General features: G+C 54.7%; 19 protein-coding genes. 4 read left to right on the top strand and 15 right to left on the bottom strand.

The window, feature by feature from the left end; all coding sequences use genetic code 11:
* Positions 1-148: 148 nt before the first annotated feature.
* The 15 genes from AYK82_RS11880 to AYK82_RS11810 all read right to left on the bottom strand — a co-directional run bounded on the left by AYK82_RS11880 (position 149) and on the right by AYK82_RS11810 (position 13,930).
* Entirely contained in the window at positions 149-1,369 is a 1,221-nt protein-coding gene (locus AYK82_RS11880; protein WP_068315986.1) for an MFS transporter, read from the bottom strand.
* Positions 1,370-1,463: 94 nt separating this feature from the next.
* A complete protein-coding gene (thiL, locus tag AYK82_RS11875) occupies positions 1,464-2,474 on the bottom strand; it encodes a thiamine-phosphate kinase (RefSeq protein ID WP_068315983.1) in 1,011 nt (336 codons plus the stop codon).
* Positions 2,475-2,531: 57 nt separating this feature from the next.
* Positions 2,532-3,023 carry a transcription antitermination factor NusB gene (gene nusB, locus AYK82_RS11870; RefSeq protein WP_068315980.1) on the bottom strand — a complete coding sequence of 164 codons (492 nt, stop codon included), beginning with the start codon at positions 3,021-3,023 and terminating at the stop codon, positions 2,532-2,534.
* 6 nt (positions 3,024-3,029) lie between these two features.
* Positions 3,030-3,479, bottom strand: a complete 450-nt coding sequence (gene ribH / locus AYK82_RS11865; RefSeq protein WP_068315978.1) for a 6,7-dimethyl-8-ribityllumazine synthase — start codon at positions 3,477-3,479, stop codon at positions 3,030-3,032.
* 159 nt (positions 3,480-3,638) lie between these two features.
* Entirely contained in the window at positions 3,639-4,241 is a 603-nt protein-coding gene (locus AYK82_RS11860) for a riboflavin synthase (RefSeq protein WP_068315975.1), read from the bottom strand.
* A gap of 24 nt (positions 4,242-4,265) precedes the next feature.
* On the bottom strand, positions 4,266-5,405 hold the full coding sequence (gene ribD, locus AYK82_RS11855; protein ID WP_208976482.1) for a bifunctional diaminohydroxyphosphoribosylaminopyrimidine deaminase/5-amino-6-(5-phosphoribosylamino)uracil reductase RibD: 1,140 nt from the start codon (positions 5,403-5,405) through the stop codon (positions 4,266-4,268).
* Between the two features lie 127 nt (positions 5,406-5,532).
* Positions 5,533-6,015, bottom strand: coding sequence for a transcriptional regulator NrdR (gene nrdR, locus AYK82_RS11850; protein ID WP_068315969.1), 483 nt, complete (start codon positions 6,013-6,015; stop codon positions 5,533-5,535).
* 103 nt (positions 6,016-6,118) lie between these two features.
* Positions 6,119-7,429: a serine hydroxymethyltransferase gene (gene glyA, locus AYK82_RS11845; RefSeq protein ID WP_068315967.1), complete on the bottom strand. Its 1,311-nt coding sequence runs from the start codon at positions 7,427-7,429 to the stop codon at positions 6,119-6,121.
* A 211-nt stretch (positions 7,430-7,640) separates the two neighbouring features.
* Complete coding sequence (locus AYK82_RS11840) at positions 7,641-7,820, bottom strand: DUF6898 family protein (protein WP_068315964.1); 180 nt, start codon at positions 7,818-7,820, stop codon at positions 7,641-7,643.
* Positions 7,821-7,843: 23 nt separating this feature from the next.
* Positions 7,844-9,235: a L,D-transpeptidase family protein gene (locus tag AYK82_RS11835; protein WP_068315960.1), complete on the bottom strand. Its 1,392-nt coding sequence runs from the start codon at positions 9,233-9,235 to the stop codon at positions 7,844-7,846.
* A 297-nt stretch (positions 9,236-9,532) separates the two neighbouring features.
* On the bottom strand, positions 9,533-10,045 hold the full coding sequence (gene ldtR / locus AYK82_RS11830) for a transcriptional regulator LdtR (protein WP_068315957.1): 513 nt from the start codon (positions 10,043-10,045) through the stop codon (positions 9,533-9,535).
* 164 nt (positions 10,046-10,209) lie between these two features.
* Complete coding sequence (mmsB, locus tag AYK82_RS11825; RefSeq protein ID WP_068316444.1) at positions 10,210-11,112, bottom strand: 3-hydroxyisobutyrate dehydrogenase; 903 nt, start codon at positions 11,110-11,112, stop codon at positions 10,210-10,212.
* Between the two features lie 41 nt (positions 11,113-11,153).
* Positions 11,154-11,585, bottom strand: a complete 432-nt coding sequence (locus AYK82_RS11820; protein ID WP_068315954.1) for a DUF6163 family protein — start codon at positions 11,583-11,585, stop codon at positions 11,154-11,156.
* Positions 11,586-11,656: 71 nt separating this feature from the next.
* Positions 11,657-12,742, bottom strand: a complete 1,086-nt coding sequence (locus AYK82_RS11815) for an enoyl-CoA hydratase/isomerase family protein (protein WP_068315952.1) — start codon at positions 12,740-12,742, stop codon at positions 11,657-11,659.
* A gap of 45 nt (positions 12,743-12,787) precedes the next feature.
* Positions 12,788-13,930 carry an acyl-CoA dehydrogenase family protein gene (locus AYK82_RS11810; protein ID WP_068315950.1) on the bottom strand — a complete coding sequence of 381 codons (1,143 nt, stop codon included), beginning with the start codon at positions 13,928-13,930 and terminating at the stop codon, positions 12,788-12,790.
* A 270-nt stretch (positions 13,931-14,200) separates the two neighbouring features.
* Here AYK82_RS11810 and hemB point away from each other — a divergent pair, with 270 nt between their 5' ends.
* The 4 genes from hemB (at position 14,201) to AYK82_RS11790 (ending at position 17,972) form a co-directional block, all read left to right on the top strand.
* Complete coding sequence (gene hemB / locus AYK82_RS11805; protein WP_068315947.1) at positions 14,201-15,226, top strand: porphobilinogen synthase; 1,026 nt, start codon at positions 14,201-14,203, stop codon at positions 15,224-15,226.
* A 119-nt stretch (positions 15,227-15,345) separates the two neighbouring features.
* On the top strand, positions 15,346-16,581 hold the full coding sequence (locus AYK82_RS11800; RefSeq protein ID WP_068315944.1) for a threonine ammonia-lyase: 1,236 nt from the start codon (positions 15,346-15,348) through the stop codon (positions 16,579-16,581).
* A 132-nt stretch (positions 16,582-16,713) separates the two neighbouring features.
* The gene (locus tag AYK82_RS11795; protein WP_068315941.1) at positions 16,714-17,277 is read left to right on the top strand and encodes an RDD family protein; all 564 of its coding nucleotides are present in this window, start codon (positions 16,714-16,716) and stop codon (positions 17,275-17,277) included.
* A gap of 176 nt (positions 17,278-17,453) precedes the next feature.
* Positions 17,454-17,972, top strand: a complete 519-nt coding sequence (locus AYK82_RS11790; protein ID WP_068315938.1) for an RDD family protein — start codon at positions 17,454-17,456, stop codon at positions 17,970-17,972.
* Positions 17,973-18,020: the final 48 nt, after the last annotated feature.

The raw sequence follows: 18,020 nt of genomic DNA, 5'->3' as shown, positions 1-18,020 counted from the left end.
ATTTAGAATAGATGCAAAGTACAACGCAGCACCTGACAAGCAGGAGATACGTATAGGTAAGACGGTATATGCCCAGCACTATCCGTCAAGGAGGATTTAAGGGGTAGTCGTCTGTAGTACGTATACGACTACTACCCCAAAACAACGATCAGCCCTCTTTCTTACTCAAAGTCATTCGCTTAACCCCAAGAAAAACAAGAAGAACCAGCAGAGTAAACACCACCGGCAACACGATCAGGTTGATGGTTTCCCAACCTGCGGTAAAGAATAACTTTCCAGAGGAAAAAGACGTAAGGCCCACACAGCTAAACACAATGAAATCGTTAAACGACTGTGCGGTGGACTTTTCCGTCTCACTGTAAGTAGAGGTGAGCAGATGCGTCGATCCAATAAAAGAAAAGTTCCAGCCCACGCCAAGTAAAACAAGGCCACCCCAGAAATTTGTCAGCTCAATACCGGTCAAACCAGCCACCCCGGCAAGCCCTGTCAGCACAAAACCTGCGGCAATAACACGCGTAGTTCCAAAGCGGCTAATTAACGATCCGGTGAAGAAGCTCGGCACAAACATCCCTAAAACGTGCCACTGAATTCCAAGGGCTGCATCCGACTCGCTAAAGCCGCAACTCACCATTGCTAAAGGGGCAGAAGTCATCAACAACGTCATCAGGCTATAACTGAGCGCCGCACACGCTAAAGCAATGAGATAATCCCCCCGTTGAACGATCTGCCCAAGCGAACGGCCCTTTTCTTTGACCTGCGCCTCTTCTTGCTTGACCTGCGGCAACCGCAGGAAAGAGATCACCAACGCCCCGAGCAAATAATAGGCAGCCTGAGCCAGATAGGCGCCGACAAAGACGAACGGGGAGAACCAGTCCTTAGTATAGATGATCGTTTGCGGCCCCAGAATTGCAGCAATCACGCCGCCCAGCATCACATAGGAAATTGCCTTGGGGCGGAACGCCTCAGATGCCCCCTCAGCCGCCGCAAATCGTGTTTGCAAAGATACAGCAACAAGAAGACCAATCCCGGTCACGCCTAAACACAGCAGCAGAAAATCACTCACTAGGGCCGCATAGGCCAGCAGCAAAGAACAGCAGGCTTTCATAATTCCGGCGAACATAAAAGCATTGCGCCGGCCATAGCGACGCATCAGCATACCCGCCGGTAACGCGCCAAGAGCTGTCCCGACCACCAGAAGCGACACCGGTAGTGTACTCAAAGACTTGTCAACGCTCATGGTACCTGAAACCAACAGCGCAACGCTGGAATACAACACTGTTGTACCGGAGCCGGAAATCGCTTGGAAAAACGCAAGCAGCACCGTATTGCGCTTGGCAAGGCGGTCGTCAACAATCAGGGAAGCAGTCATGGGGTGACCTCCTAAAACAACAATAATAAAAATGAAAAGAGGACGGACGAAACTGGCCTTGAAAGAGGCTTTAGGCGAGGTATTCAAGCAAATGCTAAAAGTGCCGAAAGCCCACCTCCCTGTCAAGGGAAAACGCCGCGCCGTTGTGTGTCAGCTGCACCCGCCCTTGCGCACCCGCTTTAGGTGCGAGCATCCGCCCGATACGCCGCACTGGAACACCCGCTCGCGTCATTTCGGCCTCAAAGGTACCGGTATTTTCCATCGCCACAGTGCAGAGGATTTCGTAGTCATCGCCGCCAGTCAACACGGTTTTAAGCGCTTGAGTGTCTTGCGCCACCACCTGCGCCGCAGCCGCGCTCAATGGCACCTGCGAAACATCAAGGTGTGCATCTACGCCGCTTTGCTTGCAGATATGCGCCAGATCCGCAATCAACCCATCAGACACATCCATCGCTGCATTAGCGTAAAGCCGCACAGCATTTGCCGCATCAACTCTCGGTTCTGGCAGCAAGTAACGATCGAGCAGCTCCCTTTGCCGCGCGCCGTCCAGCCGCCATTGCTGCGCCGCATCGCTCTTAAGGCGCAGCTGCAACCCCAATGCCGCATCGCCGATTGTCCCAGTCGCATAAACAATATCGCCAGCCCGCGCACCGAAGCGGCGCACGCAAGACCCCTGCGGCATTTCTCCAAACGCCGTCACCGAAAGGATCAGCCCCGCCCCGCTGGCAATGGTATCTCCGCCCAGCAGCTCCACGCCATAGCCAACCAGATCCTCGGCAAGGCCCTTGCAAAAACTCTTGGCAAAATCCTCGGTAAAATCGGCGCCAAGACCAAGCCCGAGCAACACCGCCTTCGGCCGCGCCCCTTTGGCGGCAATATCTGAAAAATTGACCCGTAACGCCTTGCGCGCAATCATTTCCGGCGGATCACAAGCGAAGAAATGTCGGTCCGCCGCCAACATGTCCTTGCTGATCACCAGTTCATGACCAGCTTCAGGGCAATAGGTCGCCGCATCATCGCGCAAGGCCGCAGCCCCTGCCCCAACAGCAAGCGGCGCAAGATACTGGTAAATCAGCTCAAACTCGCCAAGTCTACCAGCAGCCATGCGCCGCCTCCTTCATATTCTTATCTTCGGGCACACCTGCCCAAGACCCGCCGCTGCCTAGGCGTCAAACTCGTCCGCGCGCACATCACGCGCCAAGCGGTTGAGCAAGCCATTAACCAGCTTCGGCTCGTCTTGATCGTAAAACGCCTTGGTAATCTCGATGAACTCGTTGATAATCACTTTCGCCGGAACATCTTTTTTGCGCAAAAGCTCCGCATAGGCCACACGCAAAATAGAGCGCAAAGTTGCATCAACCCGTTTTAGCGGCCAATCCTGTGACAGGATGCTGTGCAGCTTCGGATCGATAATCTTCTGCTCTTCAAACACCGCCTGCACCAGATCGCGAAACCACGCCGCATCCGCATCGCGGTATTTCTCGCCATCAAGCTCTTGCCCAAGGCGAAACACTTCAAATTCGCTGACAACGTCATTCACCCGGCTTCCGCCAACTTCAAGCTGGTACACAGCCTGCACAGCGGCAAGCCGCGCCGCGCCGCGCTTGTTAACCAGACGAGGCGCTTTTGCGCCCTTATTATTCTCTTGTTCCATACTTGCTTAAATCCCGAAGCGGTCGCGTACCTTGATCATCGCAAGGCAAGCCTCGGCTGCGCCGCCGCCCTTGTTCTTCTGGTCGAGGCTGGCACGTGCCCATGCCTGCTCTTCGTTTTCAACTGTCTGGATCCCGTTGCCCACCGGCACAGCAGCATCAACCACCAGCTCCATAATCGCTCTGGCAGATTCATTGCAAACCACATCGTAATGCGTGGTTTCACCGCGAATCACAACACCAAGCAAAACAAAGCCGTCATAGTCGGCACTGCCGGTTTCAATAGCTGCGAGCGCCATAGACATAGCCGCAGGAATCTCCAAAACGCCCGGCACACTCACACGCGAGATACGCGCACCAGCCCGCTCCAGCACCTCTTCAGCCCCTTCGTAAAGGGCATCTGCCAGATCTTCGTAGAAACGCGCCTCGATAACGAGGATATTTGGCACAGACGTCATGGTAGTCTCGCTTCCTGCTTGGGACCTTCTCCAACGCGAAGGCCGCTTATGGCACTCTTGGGATAACCTTGGGCGCTAGAGGAACCACGAGTAGCCTCTAAAGTCCAGCGGTTTTATATGTTTCGCGCCAGCTGATTAACAGCGCCCCCGCAAAGCCTCTCAAGAAAACTCTGCAAGGCGAGCCACATAGCGCGCCATCATATCAACTTCAAGGTTAACATCGTCTCCAAGACGGCGCTGCCCCCAAGTGGTAACCAGCAGCGTATGCGGAATAAGGAAAACCGAGAATGTCTCCCCTTCCGCCTCGTTAACCGTCAAAGACGTGCCATCCAGCGCCACGGATCCCTTCTTTGGGATAAAGCGGGCAAATTCTCGCGCACATTGAAACTTGATATAAACACTCTCGGGATGCTGTTCCAGCGCCACAATCTTGGCTTTCCCATCCACATGCCCTTGTACCAGATGGCCACCCAGCTCGGCACCAAGCCCAAGCGAGCGCTCAAGATTAAGCTCCTGCCCTGCTTGCCAGTCTGCAACCGTGGTCAGCCGCAGGGTTTCCGCCGCTGAGACCACTTCAAACCAGTTCTGCCCATCCTCACAGCCCTTGGCAGTCACCGTATGGCACACGCCCGAACAGGCAATCGAGGCACCGATATCTATCGAATTGGCATCATAGGCGGTGGCTATCCGGCTTTGCAGCCCGGCAGCTACGGCCTCGCAGCTCACGATCCGGCCAACATCTGTCACAATTCCGGTGAACATAGTCGTATCTTCCTTAAACACATCTCACGCTTTGCGTGTATAGCGCCACAGCCGGTCTTCGCCAATCCGGCGCAGCGGCACTCCGTGATACCCGGCGGTAAGCGGCAAGAGCCCATCCCCGCCAAAAGGCTCAATGCCGCTGGCGGGTCGGTCCGCGGCGATATCATGCGGCCCGCGCAAGATCAACGCTTCATCAACAAGCCCCTCATCTAGGAAGGACCGGGCAAGCTGTGCGCCCCCCTCGACCATCAAACGGGTGAGCCCCATCATTTTCAAACTCTTCAATGCCTCGTCAAGGCAAAGACGTTCACCCACGCGGCAATCACTCACCACCACATCGACACCGGCCCGCTCCAGCGCGCCCACCCGATCCGCCGGAGCGTGATCACCAACAATCGCCATAACCGGATGCGTATCCAACGAACGGACCAACTGACTGTCCAACGGCAACCGCGCTTGGCTGTCAAACACCACACGCAAAGGGGAAAAAACTTCCATACCCGGCAGACGGCAGGTCAGCGAGGGATCATCCGCAATGACCGTACCAACCCCCACTACAATCGCATCGGCCTGCGCACGTAAGGCATGCACATAACGCTTGCTTAACGGGCCACTTACCGCCACTTGCCCATCCCCGTGTCGGCCAATAAACCCATCGCGCGAGATCGCCATCTTCAGCTGTACAAACGGGCGCGAGTGCACCTCCCGGGCCAGATGACCACCCAGAACCTCGCTGCATTCCTGTTTCAAAACACCGCGGGTGACCTGCACACCGCCCTCTTCCAGAATTTGCCGGCCCTTGCCGCAAACCGCCGGATTGGGATCGCCAACGGCAAACACCACCCGCGCAACACCGGCAGCAACCAGTGCTCTGGCGCAAGGGCCCGTGCGGCCATAGTGGGCGCAGGGTTCCAGCGTAACATAGGCCGTCGCGCCGCGGGCTTTGTCCCCCGCCTCGCGCAGTGCCACAATTTCTGCATGGGATTGTCCGGCGGGCTGCGTCACGCCCTGCCCAACCACGATCTGCCGCCCTCGCGCATCCTCTTGCACAATCAGCGCCCCGACAGCCGGGTTTGGCCGGGTTCGCCCAAGCGCACGCCGACTAAGTGCCAACGCCGCAGCCATTAAACGACGATCATTTTGCAAAGGCGAGAGACGTTGCAAGCGCTGCGTCCTTATCCAGAAAACCAAATAGAACTGAACACTAATGCAATTACGACAAAACCGGAAGCCACTTGCATTAATAATAGGGCACGACCAGCAATGCCAAATACTGCGGCGTATGCCACACTTAGCGCTCTGGCATCAACAATGGATCTTCATCACCATCGGACAGCTCATCGAGCAACGCCTCGAAATCCTTAGCCTCACGGAAATTTTTGTAAACTGAGGCAAAACGTACATACGCCACATCATCAAGAGTCTTGAGGCCTTCCATGACCAGATGACCTATGTCTTCTGCCATGACGTCACTTTCGCCAGAGCTTTCCAGCTGCCGCACCAGACCGGATACCATGCGCTCGATACGCTCTGGCTCTACGGGACGCTTACGAGTGGCGATCAGCACCGAGCGCATCAGTTTTTCCCGGTCAAACGGCACCCGCCGCCCGCTTTTCTTGATCACCGTCAGCTCGCGCAGCTGCACCCGCTCAAAAGTGGTAAAGCGCCCACCACAGGTCTGACAGACACGGCGCCGCCGGATCGAGGTGTTATCCTCGGTCGGACGCGAGTCTTTCACCTGAGTGTCTTCTCCACCGCAATACGGGCAACGCATTTAAAACTCCTTGGGATCAAGCAAACGTTCACAAACACCGAAGCCAAGCAAAACTGGGTCGGCAAAAAACGAGGGCCGCCAGTTCCCCGGCGGCCCGCCAGACTTAACCGGCATAGATCGGGAACTGGCTAGTCAGCTTCAGCACTTTTTCCTTCACCGCAGCTTCAACCGCCGCATCACCCTCATCACTGTTTGACTTGCGCAAGCCCTCCAGAACTTCGGTGATCATCAGACCGATTTGGCGGAATTCTTCTGGCCCGAATCCGCGGCTGGTGCCCGCAGGTGTCCCAAGGCGAATACCGGAGGTAATCGTCGGCTTTTGCGGATCAAGCGGCACACCGTTTTTGTTACAGGTGATGTTCGCACGGCCAAGTGCCTTCTCGGCAGCTTTTCCGGTCAGGTTCATTGGGCGCAGATCAACCAGCAGCAAGTGGGTGTCCGTGCCACCAGAAACAATATCCAGACCGCCTTCAACCAGCGTCTGCGCCAACACCTTGGCATTCTCGACGACTGTCTGCGCGTAGGTTTTGAACTCTGGGCGCAGCGCCTCGCCAAAGGCAACAGCTTTCGCCGCAATCACATGCATCAACGGCCCGCCCTGCAATCCAGGGAAAATCGCAGAGTTGATCTTCTTGGCAATCGCCTCGTCATTGGTCAGCACCAAGCCACCTCGCGGCCCGCGCAGGGTTTTATGTGTGGTGGAGGTTGCAACATGCGCATGCGGGAACGGGCTTGGGTGCGTGCCACCGGCAACCAGTCCGGCAAAGTGCGCCATATCAACCCAAAGATAGGCGCCAACTTCATCAGCAATCGCGCGGAACGCCGCAAAGTCGATCTCGCGGGAATACGCAGAACCACCGGCCACAATAATTTTTGGCTGGTGTTCACGGGCCAGCTTGGCAACCTCGTCCATATCGATATAGCCGGTCGCCGTGTCCAGACCATACTGGATCGCGTTAAACCACTTACCGGACAGGTTCGGCTTGGCACCGTGTGTCAGGTGGCCACCGGCATCAAGGCTCATACCCAAAATGGTATCGCCCGGCTTAGCCAAAGACATCAGCACCGATTGGTTGGCCTGCGAACCGGAGTTTGGCTGCACATTGGCAAACTCACAGGAAAACAGCTTGGTCACGCGCTCGATTGCCAGACGCTCAACCACATCAACATACTCACAACCACCATAATAGCGACGGCCCGGATAGCCCTCGGCGTATTTGTTGGTCAAGACAGAGCCCTGCGCCTCCAGCACAGCGGTAGAAACGATGTTTTCAGACGCAATCAGCTCGATTTCGTTCTGTTGGCGTTTCAACTCGTCATTGATCGCGCTCACGATTTCCGGATCGCCTTCAGCCAGCGAACCACTGAAAAAGTCAGGGTAAAGCGGCTTTGAAATAGTCTCGGAGATGGTCATGGGTGGCCTCATCACGCTCTGGAAAAGAAGAAAGTGTCACCTGCAATCGGTGCAACGTGTTTTTATCCGTGTTCGGGATCAGGCTACTACCATATTTGTGCAAGCAAACCAAGGGTCGCCCACAAGATATATGCATACCAAACCCGGGATCTCACAAGCGCTAGCTGTCGTTGAAAAATGAGGGTTTTCTCACATAAGAAAACCTAGCCGGCTAATCCTGCGCCAAGCGGCGGCGTAACTTGCGCAGCGCCAAGTCCTGCATATAGGTTTGCGGTGTTGTTTTTGGCACCAGAAGCGAGACTTCAACCCCCGTACTGGCGCAAATCGCGGAGACTTTGACCTGCGCGCCGAGAGGCACAAACTCGAAATAGACCGCAGTATCCGCCATCATCCCCGCACTCCTCTAGCAAAACACTACTGGATTTTCTGCGCTCCTACGAGGTTTTGCCCCTCGCCATCCATCTTGTAGATATCATCGCGAAAATGCACCGATCCATCTGCCTGTGCCCACGCGGAGATATAGGAGAGATGCAGCTTAACCCGGGCCTTCAGCTTCACATCCTCACGCGCACCACCGCGAATAGCTTCATCAACCCGTTGGCGATCCCATTCCGGCGTGGTAGAGCCAAGCAACCACGTCACCAGCTCACGCACATTTTGCACGCGTACACAACCCGAAGAGTGGAACCGGTAGCCCGAGCCAAACAGGGATTGCTCCGGCGTATCATGCAGGTAGACTTGGTGCTTATTGTGGAAGTTGATCCGCACCGATCCCAGAGAATTGCCATCCCCCGGATCCTGCGTAAAGCGATACTGCGTTGCCTGATCCGTAGTCCAGTCAATCTCCTGCCACTGCAATTCCTTGCCATGCCAATCAAAAATGCGAATGCGGTTATCCGCAAGATAGCTTGGGTCCTCTTGCATTTTTGGTATGAGGTCGCGCCGGATAATCGAGGTGGGAACAGTCCAGTACGGATTAAAATTCACCTCGAAAATCTCAGAGTCCAGCAGCGGTGTCTGTCGGTCTATCTTCCCCACGACAGCCGTATGGCGCGAGCGCACCATACCATGATCAACCACCTCGATCCGCGCCGCAGGAACATTCACCAAGACATAACTATCGCCCAGTTTCGGCGCAAGCTCCGCCGCCCGCACTTGGTTGATCCGCAGCTGGTTGAGCCGCTCCACCGCCGGAATATTCATCACTTCGATGGTCGTTTTACCGACAATACCATCGGCCACCAAGCCATGGCGCAACTGGAAGCGGCGCACGGCCTTATCGACAAAACTGTCGAAAGTCTCGGAAATGCCAACTGAAACCGGCAGGTCGCCCTCTGCCATCAATCTTTTACGCAGTGGCACCAAAGCGCTATGACGCATACCCACCCGCAACGGCTTGCTTGTGTAAGGAACCGGCTCCCAGCCCCCTTGCGCCACAATGTTCTCATAGCGCTGCACAGCTTGGCCGATATAGCTCACGCTATAGTGCGAGACTGTTGGCGCGGTTTTGTCCAGTGGCCGGGCGTCGACAAATGAGGCATCAAAACCGTCAGCCCACTCCGCCTCCTCGAATATTTCAGAGTTAGCAGCAGCATTTGCCGGAACATATTCAGGTTGTGCTTGTGGCAACCCATCTGGAACCACTCCTGTCGCAGGCGCCGCATTTTGTGGTTGTTCCACATTTAGCAAACGGATCTGCGCCTGAGCTGCACCAACACTCGCCAGCGCCCCGCCGGCAAGGCATAGTCCACCAATCAGCATCCCTTGATGAAGGGATTTTCTCTTTTCACCGGCCACAGCACTCATTCTCCTGCACCAACAAGTTCCCGCAGTTGCAACACTGCAAATTTCGTCAGACGCTTCTAGCGCCTGTGCCTTGCCTTCAACTGACAAGGTTCTGGCTAAAGCATGAGCTAGAAAAGCTCAATATGGCGGATTAATGTCCTGCGCTTTTCAAGTGATCGCCCGCACGAGTTTTCCAAAGAAAAGCGGCCAAGTCGTCACCCGCGGCAGCTGCCACAGGGCCGCAGCAAACATACGACTGCAACCGCAAAAAAGGCACCTTGCGCCAAGGTGCCTTTTGTAATCCAAGCAATAAAACGCTTAAAGCCGATAAAGGATCTGATCTGTCCAAAAGCGCTCGAGGCGACGAAGCGACTTGTTCAGCTCCGCAAGCTTCTCGTTACCAAGCTCACCAACTTGCTCAACGGACAGAATGTGACGACCATAGAGATCATCTACAATCTGCGCCACTTCGCGGCCTTTTTCCGTCAGGCTCACCCGAACAGAGCGCCGATCTAACTGGGACCGCTCATGGTTGATATAGCCGGTTTCTACCAGCTTCTTCAGATTATAAGATACATTCGAGCCAAGGTAATAGCCACGCGTACGCAACTCGCCCGCCGTCAGTTCCGCATCTCCAATGTTGAACAGAAGCAATGCCTGCACACTGTTCACATCGGAGCGGCCCATACGGTCAAACTCGTCTTTGATAACATCAAGCAAGCGACGGTGCAGTCGCTCGATCAATGTCAGCGCTTCTAGGTAAGAAGTTTTCAGGCTTGCCGCCTCACCTTCTTGATTTACTACCTCGACAGCACGGTTAGTATTTTCCATCTGGTCGCGCCTCATTCAGTTCAGATCTTCTATCTATTATTTATTCCGCAGTTGAGGCAAATTTATCTCACCGCATCTAAGAACCACTTAAGAGACTAAGTGAATTTTCTCTTAATTTTTTCGGCCCGAACTAGTCGGAAAGATGTAGTACTGTTTTAGCGCCTTCAAACCTTTTCTCTGAGAAACTTGATTATCCCTGAAAAGTCAAGGCCACGTCCCCCATGCTCGCAGTAATCTTTGTAGAGTTGTGCAGCATGTTGCCCCAGAGGTGTATGCGTGCCGAAAAGTTTGGCCGCTTCCTGAGAAAGTCCAAGGTCTTTCAACATTAATTCAGCGGCAAAGCCGGGCTGGTAGTCCCGATTGGCAGGAGATGATTCGACAGGTCCCGGCACCGGGCAGTAGGACGTGAGCGACCAACACTGACCAGAGGATGTTGAGGCAATGTCAAATAACTTCTGCGGCTCCAGCCCCATGCGTTCTGCTAGAACAAACGCTTCGCAAGTCCCGATCATCGAGATACCAAGCAGCATATTATTGCAGATCTTCGCGGCCTGCCCCGCCCCACTCTCACCCGCATAGACGCTTTTTTGCCCCATAATTGCTAGCAGTGGCTCTGCGCGGGCAAAACCGGACACACTACCGCCAACCATAAAGGTCAGCGTCCCAGCCGCTGCTCCGGCGATGCCGCCGGAAACGGGCGCATCCAGCATCTCAAAGCCTTTTGCCGCCGCCGCCGCACTGGCAGAACGCGCATTTTCCAGATCAATTGTCGAACAGTCGATGAACAACGCACCTTCTTTTGCATGGCGCAGCACGCCGTCAGGGCCGGAGTACACGGCCACCACGTGTTGGCCAGCAGGGAGCATGGAAATAACCACATCCGCGTTCTCAACCGCATGAGCAAGAGACGTCGCGGCGGTTCCCCCTGCCAGAACCAGCGCATCGCTCGCCCGAATGCTTAAATCAAACCCGCAAACCTCGTGGCCTGCCGCCACCAGATTTGCCGCCATCGGACCACCCATATTGCCAAGGCCGATAAACCCGATCCGCAATGCTGTCTCGTTCATGCCACCCTCCCAAATGCACATGTGGGCTGGGCGGCGGGTTACTAGTCCCTTGCCTCCCGACCCTTTAAAAACATAAGGATCAGGTAAACTGCGATTGCAAATAGATACAATAGGACTTCGGTTGTACTCGCCGGTACGATACGCGGCGCAGCAAACACCAGCAACACATGCGCACACGCATAGACCAGCCAGAGAATTCCGCCCCAACTGGCCAGCAGCCAAAGCCCCACGGCCACCACCAAGCTTAAAACACTATTGGCGATGACCAAGGCTTGTTGGACCATGGTCATCGATAACAAGGTATTGTCATAAAGCGGCACCACTTGGATCAGCACTGCCCAATGATAGAGACCAAGACCAAGCATGATAGCCGACAGCACGCGGAAATAAATTTCCTGCCAACGCTGCATAGGTAGCACAGCACGCGCTGCTGCAGCATGGCCCGGTGCACTAAGCCCGCTTTGCCCCATCATCTTTCAGCCCTCTCGATCCAAGATGCCCCTGCGCCAATGCGAGGGAATCACAAGTTCGGCGCATTTTATGATTAAACAACGCGCGATTGCACCCCCTCTTGCAGCCGTTTCCAATCAGGCTCCTGCGCTAAAAAGCTGGCTGTGAAGCGTTCTTGCGCTGCGGAATCAGAGAACTCCTGCCAATCAGGCCGATGATCTTTATCAACAACAACCGCGCGCACACCCTCATAAAAATCTGGGTTCATCAGCATATGCCCCGAGATGCGCATCTCTTGCTCCATCGAGGCAACAAAATCCAGATTGCGGCTGCCTCGAAGATGCTTAAGGGTAACACCAAGGCTGGTGGGGGATTTGCTGCGAATCTGCGCCGCCGTTTTACTGGCAAACTCCTGTGTGGCTGCCGCCGGGGCTGTGCTTGTGGCCTCATCTAGCGCCCCGAGGATTGTCGCGATTGAATTCCCGCCAAAGCACCGCTTGAGAAGGGCCCGCTGCGCCCAAGCCTCTTCTAGCGTCGCCTCGCCGCCAAAGCGCCGCAACACCGCCTCCACCTCGCCCGCCGCTTCAAGCGCAACCAAGGCACTGCGCAGCGCACGCATGTCAGCGCTCGCCACACAATGGGTCAAGAACCCACAGGCAAACGCATCACCCTGCCCAACAACGCCGCCCGTGAGGCCAAGATAAAAGCCAAACCCATCTTCCATACGCGAGAGCACATACCCGCTGCCCACGTCTGGATAAAAGCCGATACCAACCTCCGGCATGGCGAATTTCGTCTTTTCACTGCCAACCCGATAACGACCATGTCCGGCCAAACCAAAGCCTCCCCCCATAACAATGCCGTCAATCAACGAAACCACCGGCTTATCATAGGCATAAAGGCGCTTGTTCATTTCATATTCGTCAATAAAGAAAGCGTGGTTCTGTTTCGCCTTGCTCATGCCATCAAGGCAGATTTGCTTGATGTCTCCGCCAGCACAAAACGCCCGCTCGCTTGCACTCTCAATCAGCACAAAAGCGATTCCCACATCCTGCTCCCAAGCTGCAAGCTGCGCATCAATCTGCCGGATCATGTCATGCGAGAGAGCGTTAAGGGCCTTGGGCCGCGTCAAGGTGATCACCCCTACACGCCCTTCAACTGTCAAAGATACGTCACTCATTCCAACCTCTGTGTTCTGTTATCCCTATTAAAACGTGTCATTGCCCTAACGGCCCGCCAACATCTCCCGCGCTACAATTACGCGCATGATTTCGTTTGTCCCCTCTAGTATCTGATGCACCCGCACATCCCGCAGGAAACGCTCCAGAGGATAATCCTGCAAATAGCCATAGCCTCCATGAATTTGCAGGGCTTCATTGACCACCCTAAAACCCGTGTCGGTGGCCAGTCGCTTGGCCATTGCCGCATATTTGGTTGCACTTGGATCTTTTGCGTCCAGCAGCGCCGCCGCTTTATGCAACAGCAATCGTGCCGCCTCCAACTCTGTTGCCATATCCGCCAGCTTGAATTGTAACGCTTGGAACTGCGATAGCTTGCGGCCAAATTGTTGCCGCTCGTCCATATAAGTCTGCGCCTGTTCAAGGCAGGCCTGCGCCGCACCCAGCGAACAGGCGCCGATATTCAGCCTCCCGCCATCAAGCCCTGCCATGGCAATCTTAAAGCCCTGCCCTTCTTCTCCAAGCAAGTTAGCCACGGGCACACGGCAGTTTTCAAAATTCACCTGCGCCGTTGGCTGGCTTTTCCACCCCATCTTGTGCTCGTTGGCCCCAAAAGAGAGGCCCGGCGTCCCTTTTTCAACGACAACGCAGGAAACACCCGCCGCCCCTTCGCCGCCCGTACGCACCATACAAAAATACAGATCAGAAACACCACCGCCGGAGATAAAGGCTTTGGACCCATTTAAAACGTAAGTGTCCCCCTCACGCACCGCCTTGGTTCGCAGGGACGCGGCATCAGAGCCGGATCCCGGCTCGGTCAGGCAGTAACTCGCCACTTTTTCCATGGCACATAGCGGCAATAAAAACCGCCCCTTTAGCTCCGGCGAACCAAACCTATCAAGCATCCCCGCCGCCATATTGTGGATCGAGAGAAACGCCGCGCTGGAGGTACACCCTTTTGCCAGCTCTTCAAAGATCAACGCTCCGTCAAGGCGCCCCAGCCCGCTGCCGCCAGAGGCTTCATCCACATAAAGCCCGGCGAGGCCCAGCTCTGCCGCTTCTTGCAACACATCCAGCGGAAAATGGCTATCCCGGTCCCATGCCGCCGCCCCCGGCGCGAGCCGCTCGGCACTAAAGGCAGCGGCCATTTCGATAAAAGCGCGCTGCTCCTCGCTTGCTGCAAAATCCATGCGTCCCTCCCAAAACACAAATAGTTTTCCCGACCAGTCGGTATTTTTTAAACCAAGACAGATCGTTTTGACGCGACACCTTGGCAAATCTGCATGGACGCAGCTTAAGCTTGATCGTGATCAAAAAAAAATTGAACTCATGGCCAATTTTCTCGGTTTTGGGTTTGCTTGACAAATGAGCAATGTTACTGCTTCGCCAACATAGTAAGCGCGAATATCCCTTAAGGGGCCGCCCCCGCAAGTGTACGCAAAACGAAAAGGATCCGCCAGATGCAAGAGCCAAGCCAAGCCACCATCGCCGTCAACGACGTTTTGCGCGGACGCCGGATGCGCCGCAACCGGCGCACCCATTGGTCGCGCCGCCTTGTTCAGGAAAACGCGCTTAGCACCAGCGATCTGATTTGGCCAATTTTTCTGATTGAAGGGGAGAACCGCCGCGAAGACGTATCTTCCATGCCCGGCGTGGCCCGTATGAGTGTTGATCTGGCGGTCAAGGCAGCGGCAGAAGCTGCCGAGCTTGGTATTCCCGCACTGGCGCTGTTTCCCAACACACCTGCCCACTTGCGTACCGAGGACGCTGCCGAGGCCGTTAATCCGCAAAACCTAACCTGCCGCGCCCTGCGTGCCATCAAATCCGCTGGCATCCCCATTGGCTTGATGACAGATGTGGCGCTAGACCCCTACACCCTGCATGGCCACGACGGTCTTTTGCAAGGCGAAGTCATTGTCAATGACGCCTCTGTCGCCCTGCTTGCTCGCCAAGCGCTGGTGCAGGCCGAGGCTGGAGCCGATATCATTGCCCCATCCGATATGATGGATGGCCGCATCGGCGTCATCCGCAAGGCGCTGGACAACAACGGCTTTGAAGATCTGCAGATCATGGCCTACTCCGCCAAATACGCCTCTGCCTTCTACGGCCCTTTCCGCGATGCGGTAGGCACCAGCGGCACCTTGAAAGGCGACAAGCGCACCTATCAAATGAGCCCGGCCAACACCGATGAAGCATTGGAAGAAGCCCGCCTTGATCTGGAAGAAGGCGCCGATATGATCATGGTAAAGCCCGGTCTGCCCTATCTGGATATTGTCCGCCGCCTGAAAGACACGTTCCTTAGCCCCACTTTTGCCTATCAGGTCTCTGGTGAGTACGCCATGATCCACGCCGCAGCGCAAAACGGTTGGCTGGATCTTGAAAAAACCATGTTCGAAAGCCTGCTCGCGTTCAAACGGGCCGGTGCCGATGGCATCCTGACCTACTTCGCGTTGGACGTCGCTAAAAAGCTGAAATCCCGCGCTTAAAACCGCGCACTTGCAAAGTCTACCCATAACACCCGCCACCCACGCATCTGGCGACACCCGCCAGATACCCCTAAGCAGAAGGGTCAAGGCAGCAGGGCCAACACTCAAAAGCACAAAACATGACACAGTCTCTCCCCTCCCTCAGCCTCGATCAAATCACCAGCGCCGCCGCCGCCATTGCTGGCCAAGTGATGCGCACCCCGTTTTTGTATTCCCCGCAACTCAGTCAGCGCACAGGCGCGCAGATCTACGTGAAATACGAAAACATGCAGGTCACAAACGCTTTTAAAGAGCGCGGTGCCCTCAACAAATTGCTCACCCTGCCGCAAAGCGCTTGCCAAAGTGGCGTCATTGCCATGTCGGCAGGCAATCACGCACAGGCCGTTGCCCGCCACGCCACCCGCCTTGGCATTCCCGCGGTTATCGTCATGCCTAAGGCCACGCCTCATGTAAAAGTAGATTCCACCCGCCGCTTTGGCGCGCAGGTGGTGCTTGCCGGTGAAACCGTAGAAGATGCTTTCGCCGAGGCCGAGCGCCTTGCCAAGACCCATGGCTATACATGGGTGCACCCGTTTGATGATGTGAATGTCATCGCCGGTCAGGGCACCATTGCGCTGGAAATGCTGGAGGATGAGCCGGAGCTGGACACCCTTGTTATCCCAGTTGGCGGTGGCGGCATGGTTGCCGGCATGGCTGTTGCGGCTAAAGCGCTTAAACCGCAAATCGAGGTCATCGGCGTGGAGACCGAGCTTTACCCCTCCATGTGGAACGCATTAAAGGGCCAGTCTCGCGCGGCGGGCGGCAACACGCTGGCAGAGGGCATCGCTGTAAAAACCCCCGGCACCCTCACCGCTCAGCTGGTAAAACAGCACGTGGATGACGTGGTGCTGGTAAGCGAAACCCGCATTGAAAAAGCCATAAACACATACCTAACCCTACAAAAAACCATCGCCGAGGGCGCCGGTGCTGCGGGGCTGGCCGCCGTGCTTTCTGATCCGGCCCGTTTTCAGGGCAAGAAGGTTGGCCTTGTTCTTTGTGGCGGAAATATCGATCCGCGTTTGCTGACTTCCATCATGCTGCGCGAGCTGGTCCGCGATGGCAATATCATGTCAATCCGCTGTACTATTCCAGACCGGCCCGGCCTACTGGCGCTGATCTCTGGTATTATCGGCGATTTGGGAGGTAACATCCTAGAGGTCTCGCACCAGCGCATGTTCCTCGATGTACCGGCAAAAGGCGCAACCCTAGATGTGACCATCGAAACCCGCGGCGCAGAACATGCCAAAGAAATAATTTCCTCGCTGGAAGCAGAAGGCATAACAGTGACAGCTTTGGGCCAAGGGGATCACAGCTAAATACACAACTCTGTTTTAAAGAGCGGATGTTTGCGCAGTCATTTCAATTTCTGGCTGCGCAAACCATTGCAACAACCTTTTATTTACCTTAGAGCTATGCACCATTATATTTTAACTAAATAGGGTGTAATTATGCATAGTGAATTTTCCGCTTTCCGTTCCGCTGAATTTTATAATAAATTTAGCGATGATCAGATAAGTTCTTTAATCGAAAACACGAGAAGAAGGCGCTTCTTTGCGCTTATCATCGATTTAGCCATTTTTGCGCTCGGGGTTTTTGTATTATCATTCTTGGGAACAGACATTCATAATATAGCATACCAAAATTACGAATTACACACCGTCATTTATTTAATTACCTCAAACCCCCTCAATTTACTATTTTTTTTACTTCCTTTTATTTACTATGGATACACATTAGGCAGTAAAGAACAAGCAACACCGGGAATGCAGGCCGTAGGACTGAAAGCTTTTAGGAATGACGGAAAACCAATTAACTTCAGTTACGCTATCTCATTCATGGTGTTTTCCGCTAGCATCTTCTCTATTGGGACTATTTTCTTTCCCCTCTTGCTTTGCCCGCTTATCAGCAATTACAAGCGTACCCTACATGATGTTATACTTGGCACAGCTGTCGTGAATAGTAGCGCCTATGGCGACTTTGAAGAAGACAAACTAGGAAAGCAAAACGCTTAAGCCAACCTATCCAAAAACAACAGCTTGCAAGGATACCCCTTGCAAGCGGCACCAAGCGCCCCCAGATATATCCCAGAGCTTTTCCAAGCAATCCTACAAGAAACCCTAGAGCTCCTGCGCAAAACACACTATGAACTACGCAGCCTCTTTATTTTTAAGTATTTGGGACACAACCGATGGGCACCGACCTTTCCATGCACAAGCCTGCGCAGACACAACAGAACTACCAGTTTTATGGTCGCAAAGACCTCTTCTCTTCTGTACGCTCAAAGCGCATCTTTGCGTTCCTGATAGACTTTATTGCCATCTCCATTGTGTTCGCCATTGCCTTTGTTGCTGTTTTTGTGCTTGGAATCGTCACTTTGGGGCTTGGCTTTCTGCTCTATGCCATTTTGTGGCCAGCAGTTGCGCTCGGCTACATCTGCCTTACCCTTGGCGGCGCAAATTCCGCCACCCCGGGTATGCGCTCCATGGGCCTGCAAATGCGCCGCACCAACGGAACCGCAATGGATCCCGCCTACGCCCTTGCGCACACACTGCTTTTCTACTTCTCGGTCTCCTTGTTAACCCCGTTGGTGCTCCTCGTTTCTCTGCTGAGCAATCAAAAACGCTTGCTCCACGACATTGTTCTTGGAACAATCGTGATCAACACCGCCGCGCCAGTTGATCTGACCGTGGATACTGGTAGAACCTGAGACTTCACGAATTCGGGCAAGCCAGCTAAACACTTAAAGCACAACTGC

This window comes from Polycladidibacter hongkongensis (genome assembly GCF_001561995.1).
GTDB classification, from domain to species: domain Bacteria; phylum Pseudomonadota; class Alphaproteobacteria; order Rhizobiales; family Stappiaceae; genus Pseudovibrio; species Pseudovibrio hongkongensis.
The sequence above is the reverse complement of the archived record's forward strand: the minus strand, read 5'-3'. Positions and strand labels throughout refer to the sequence as shown.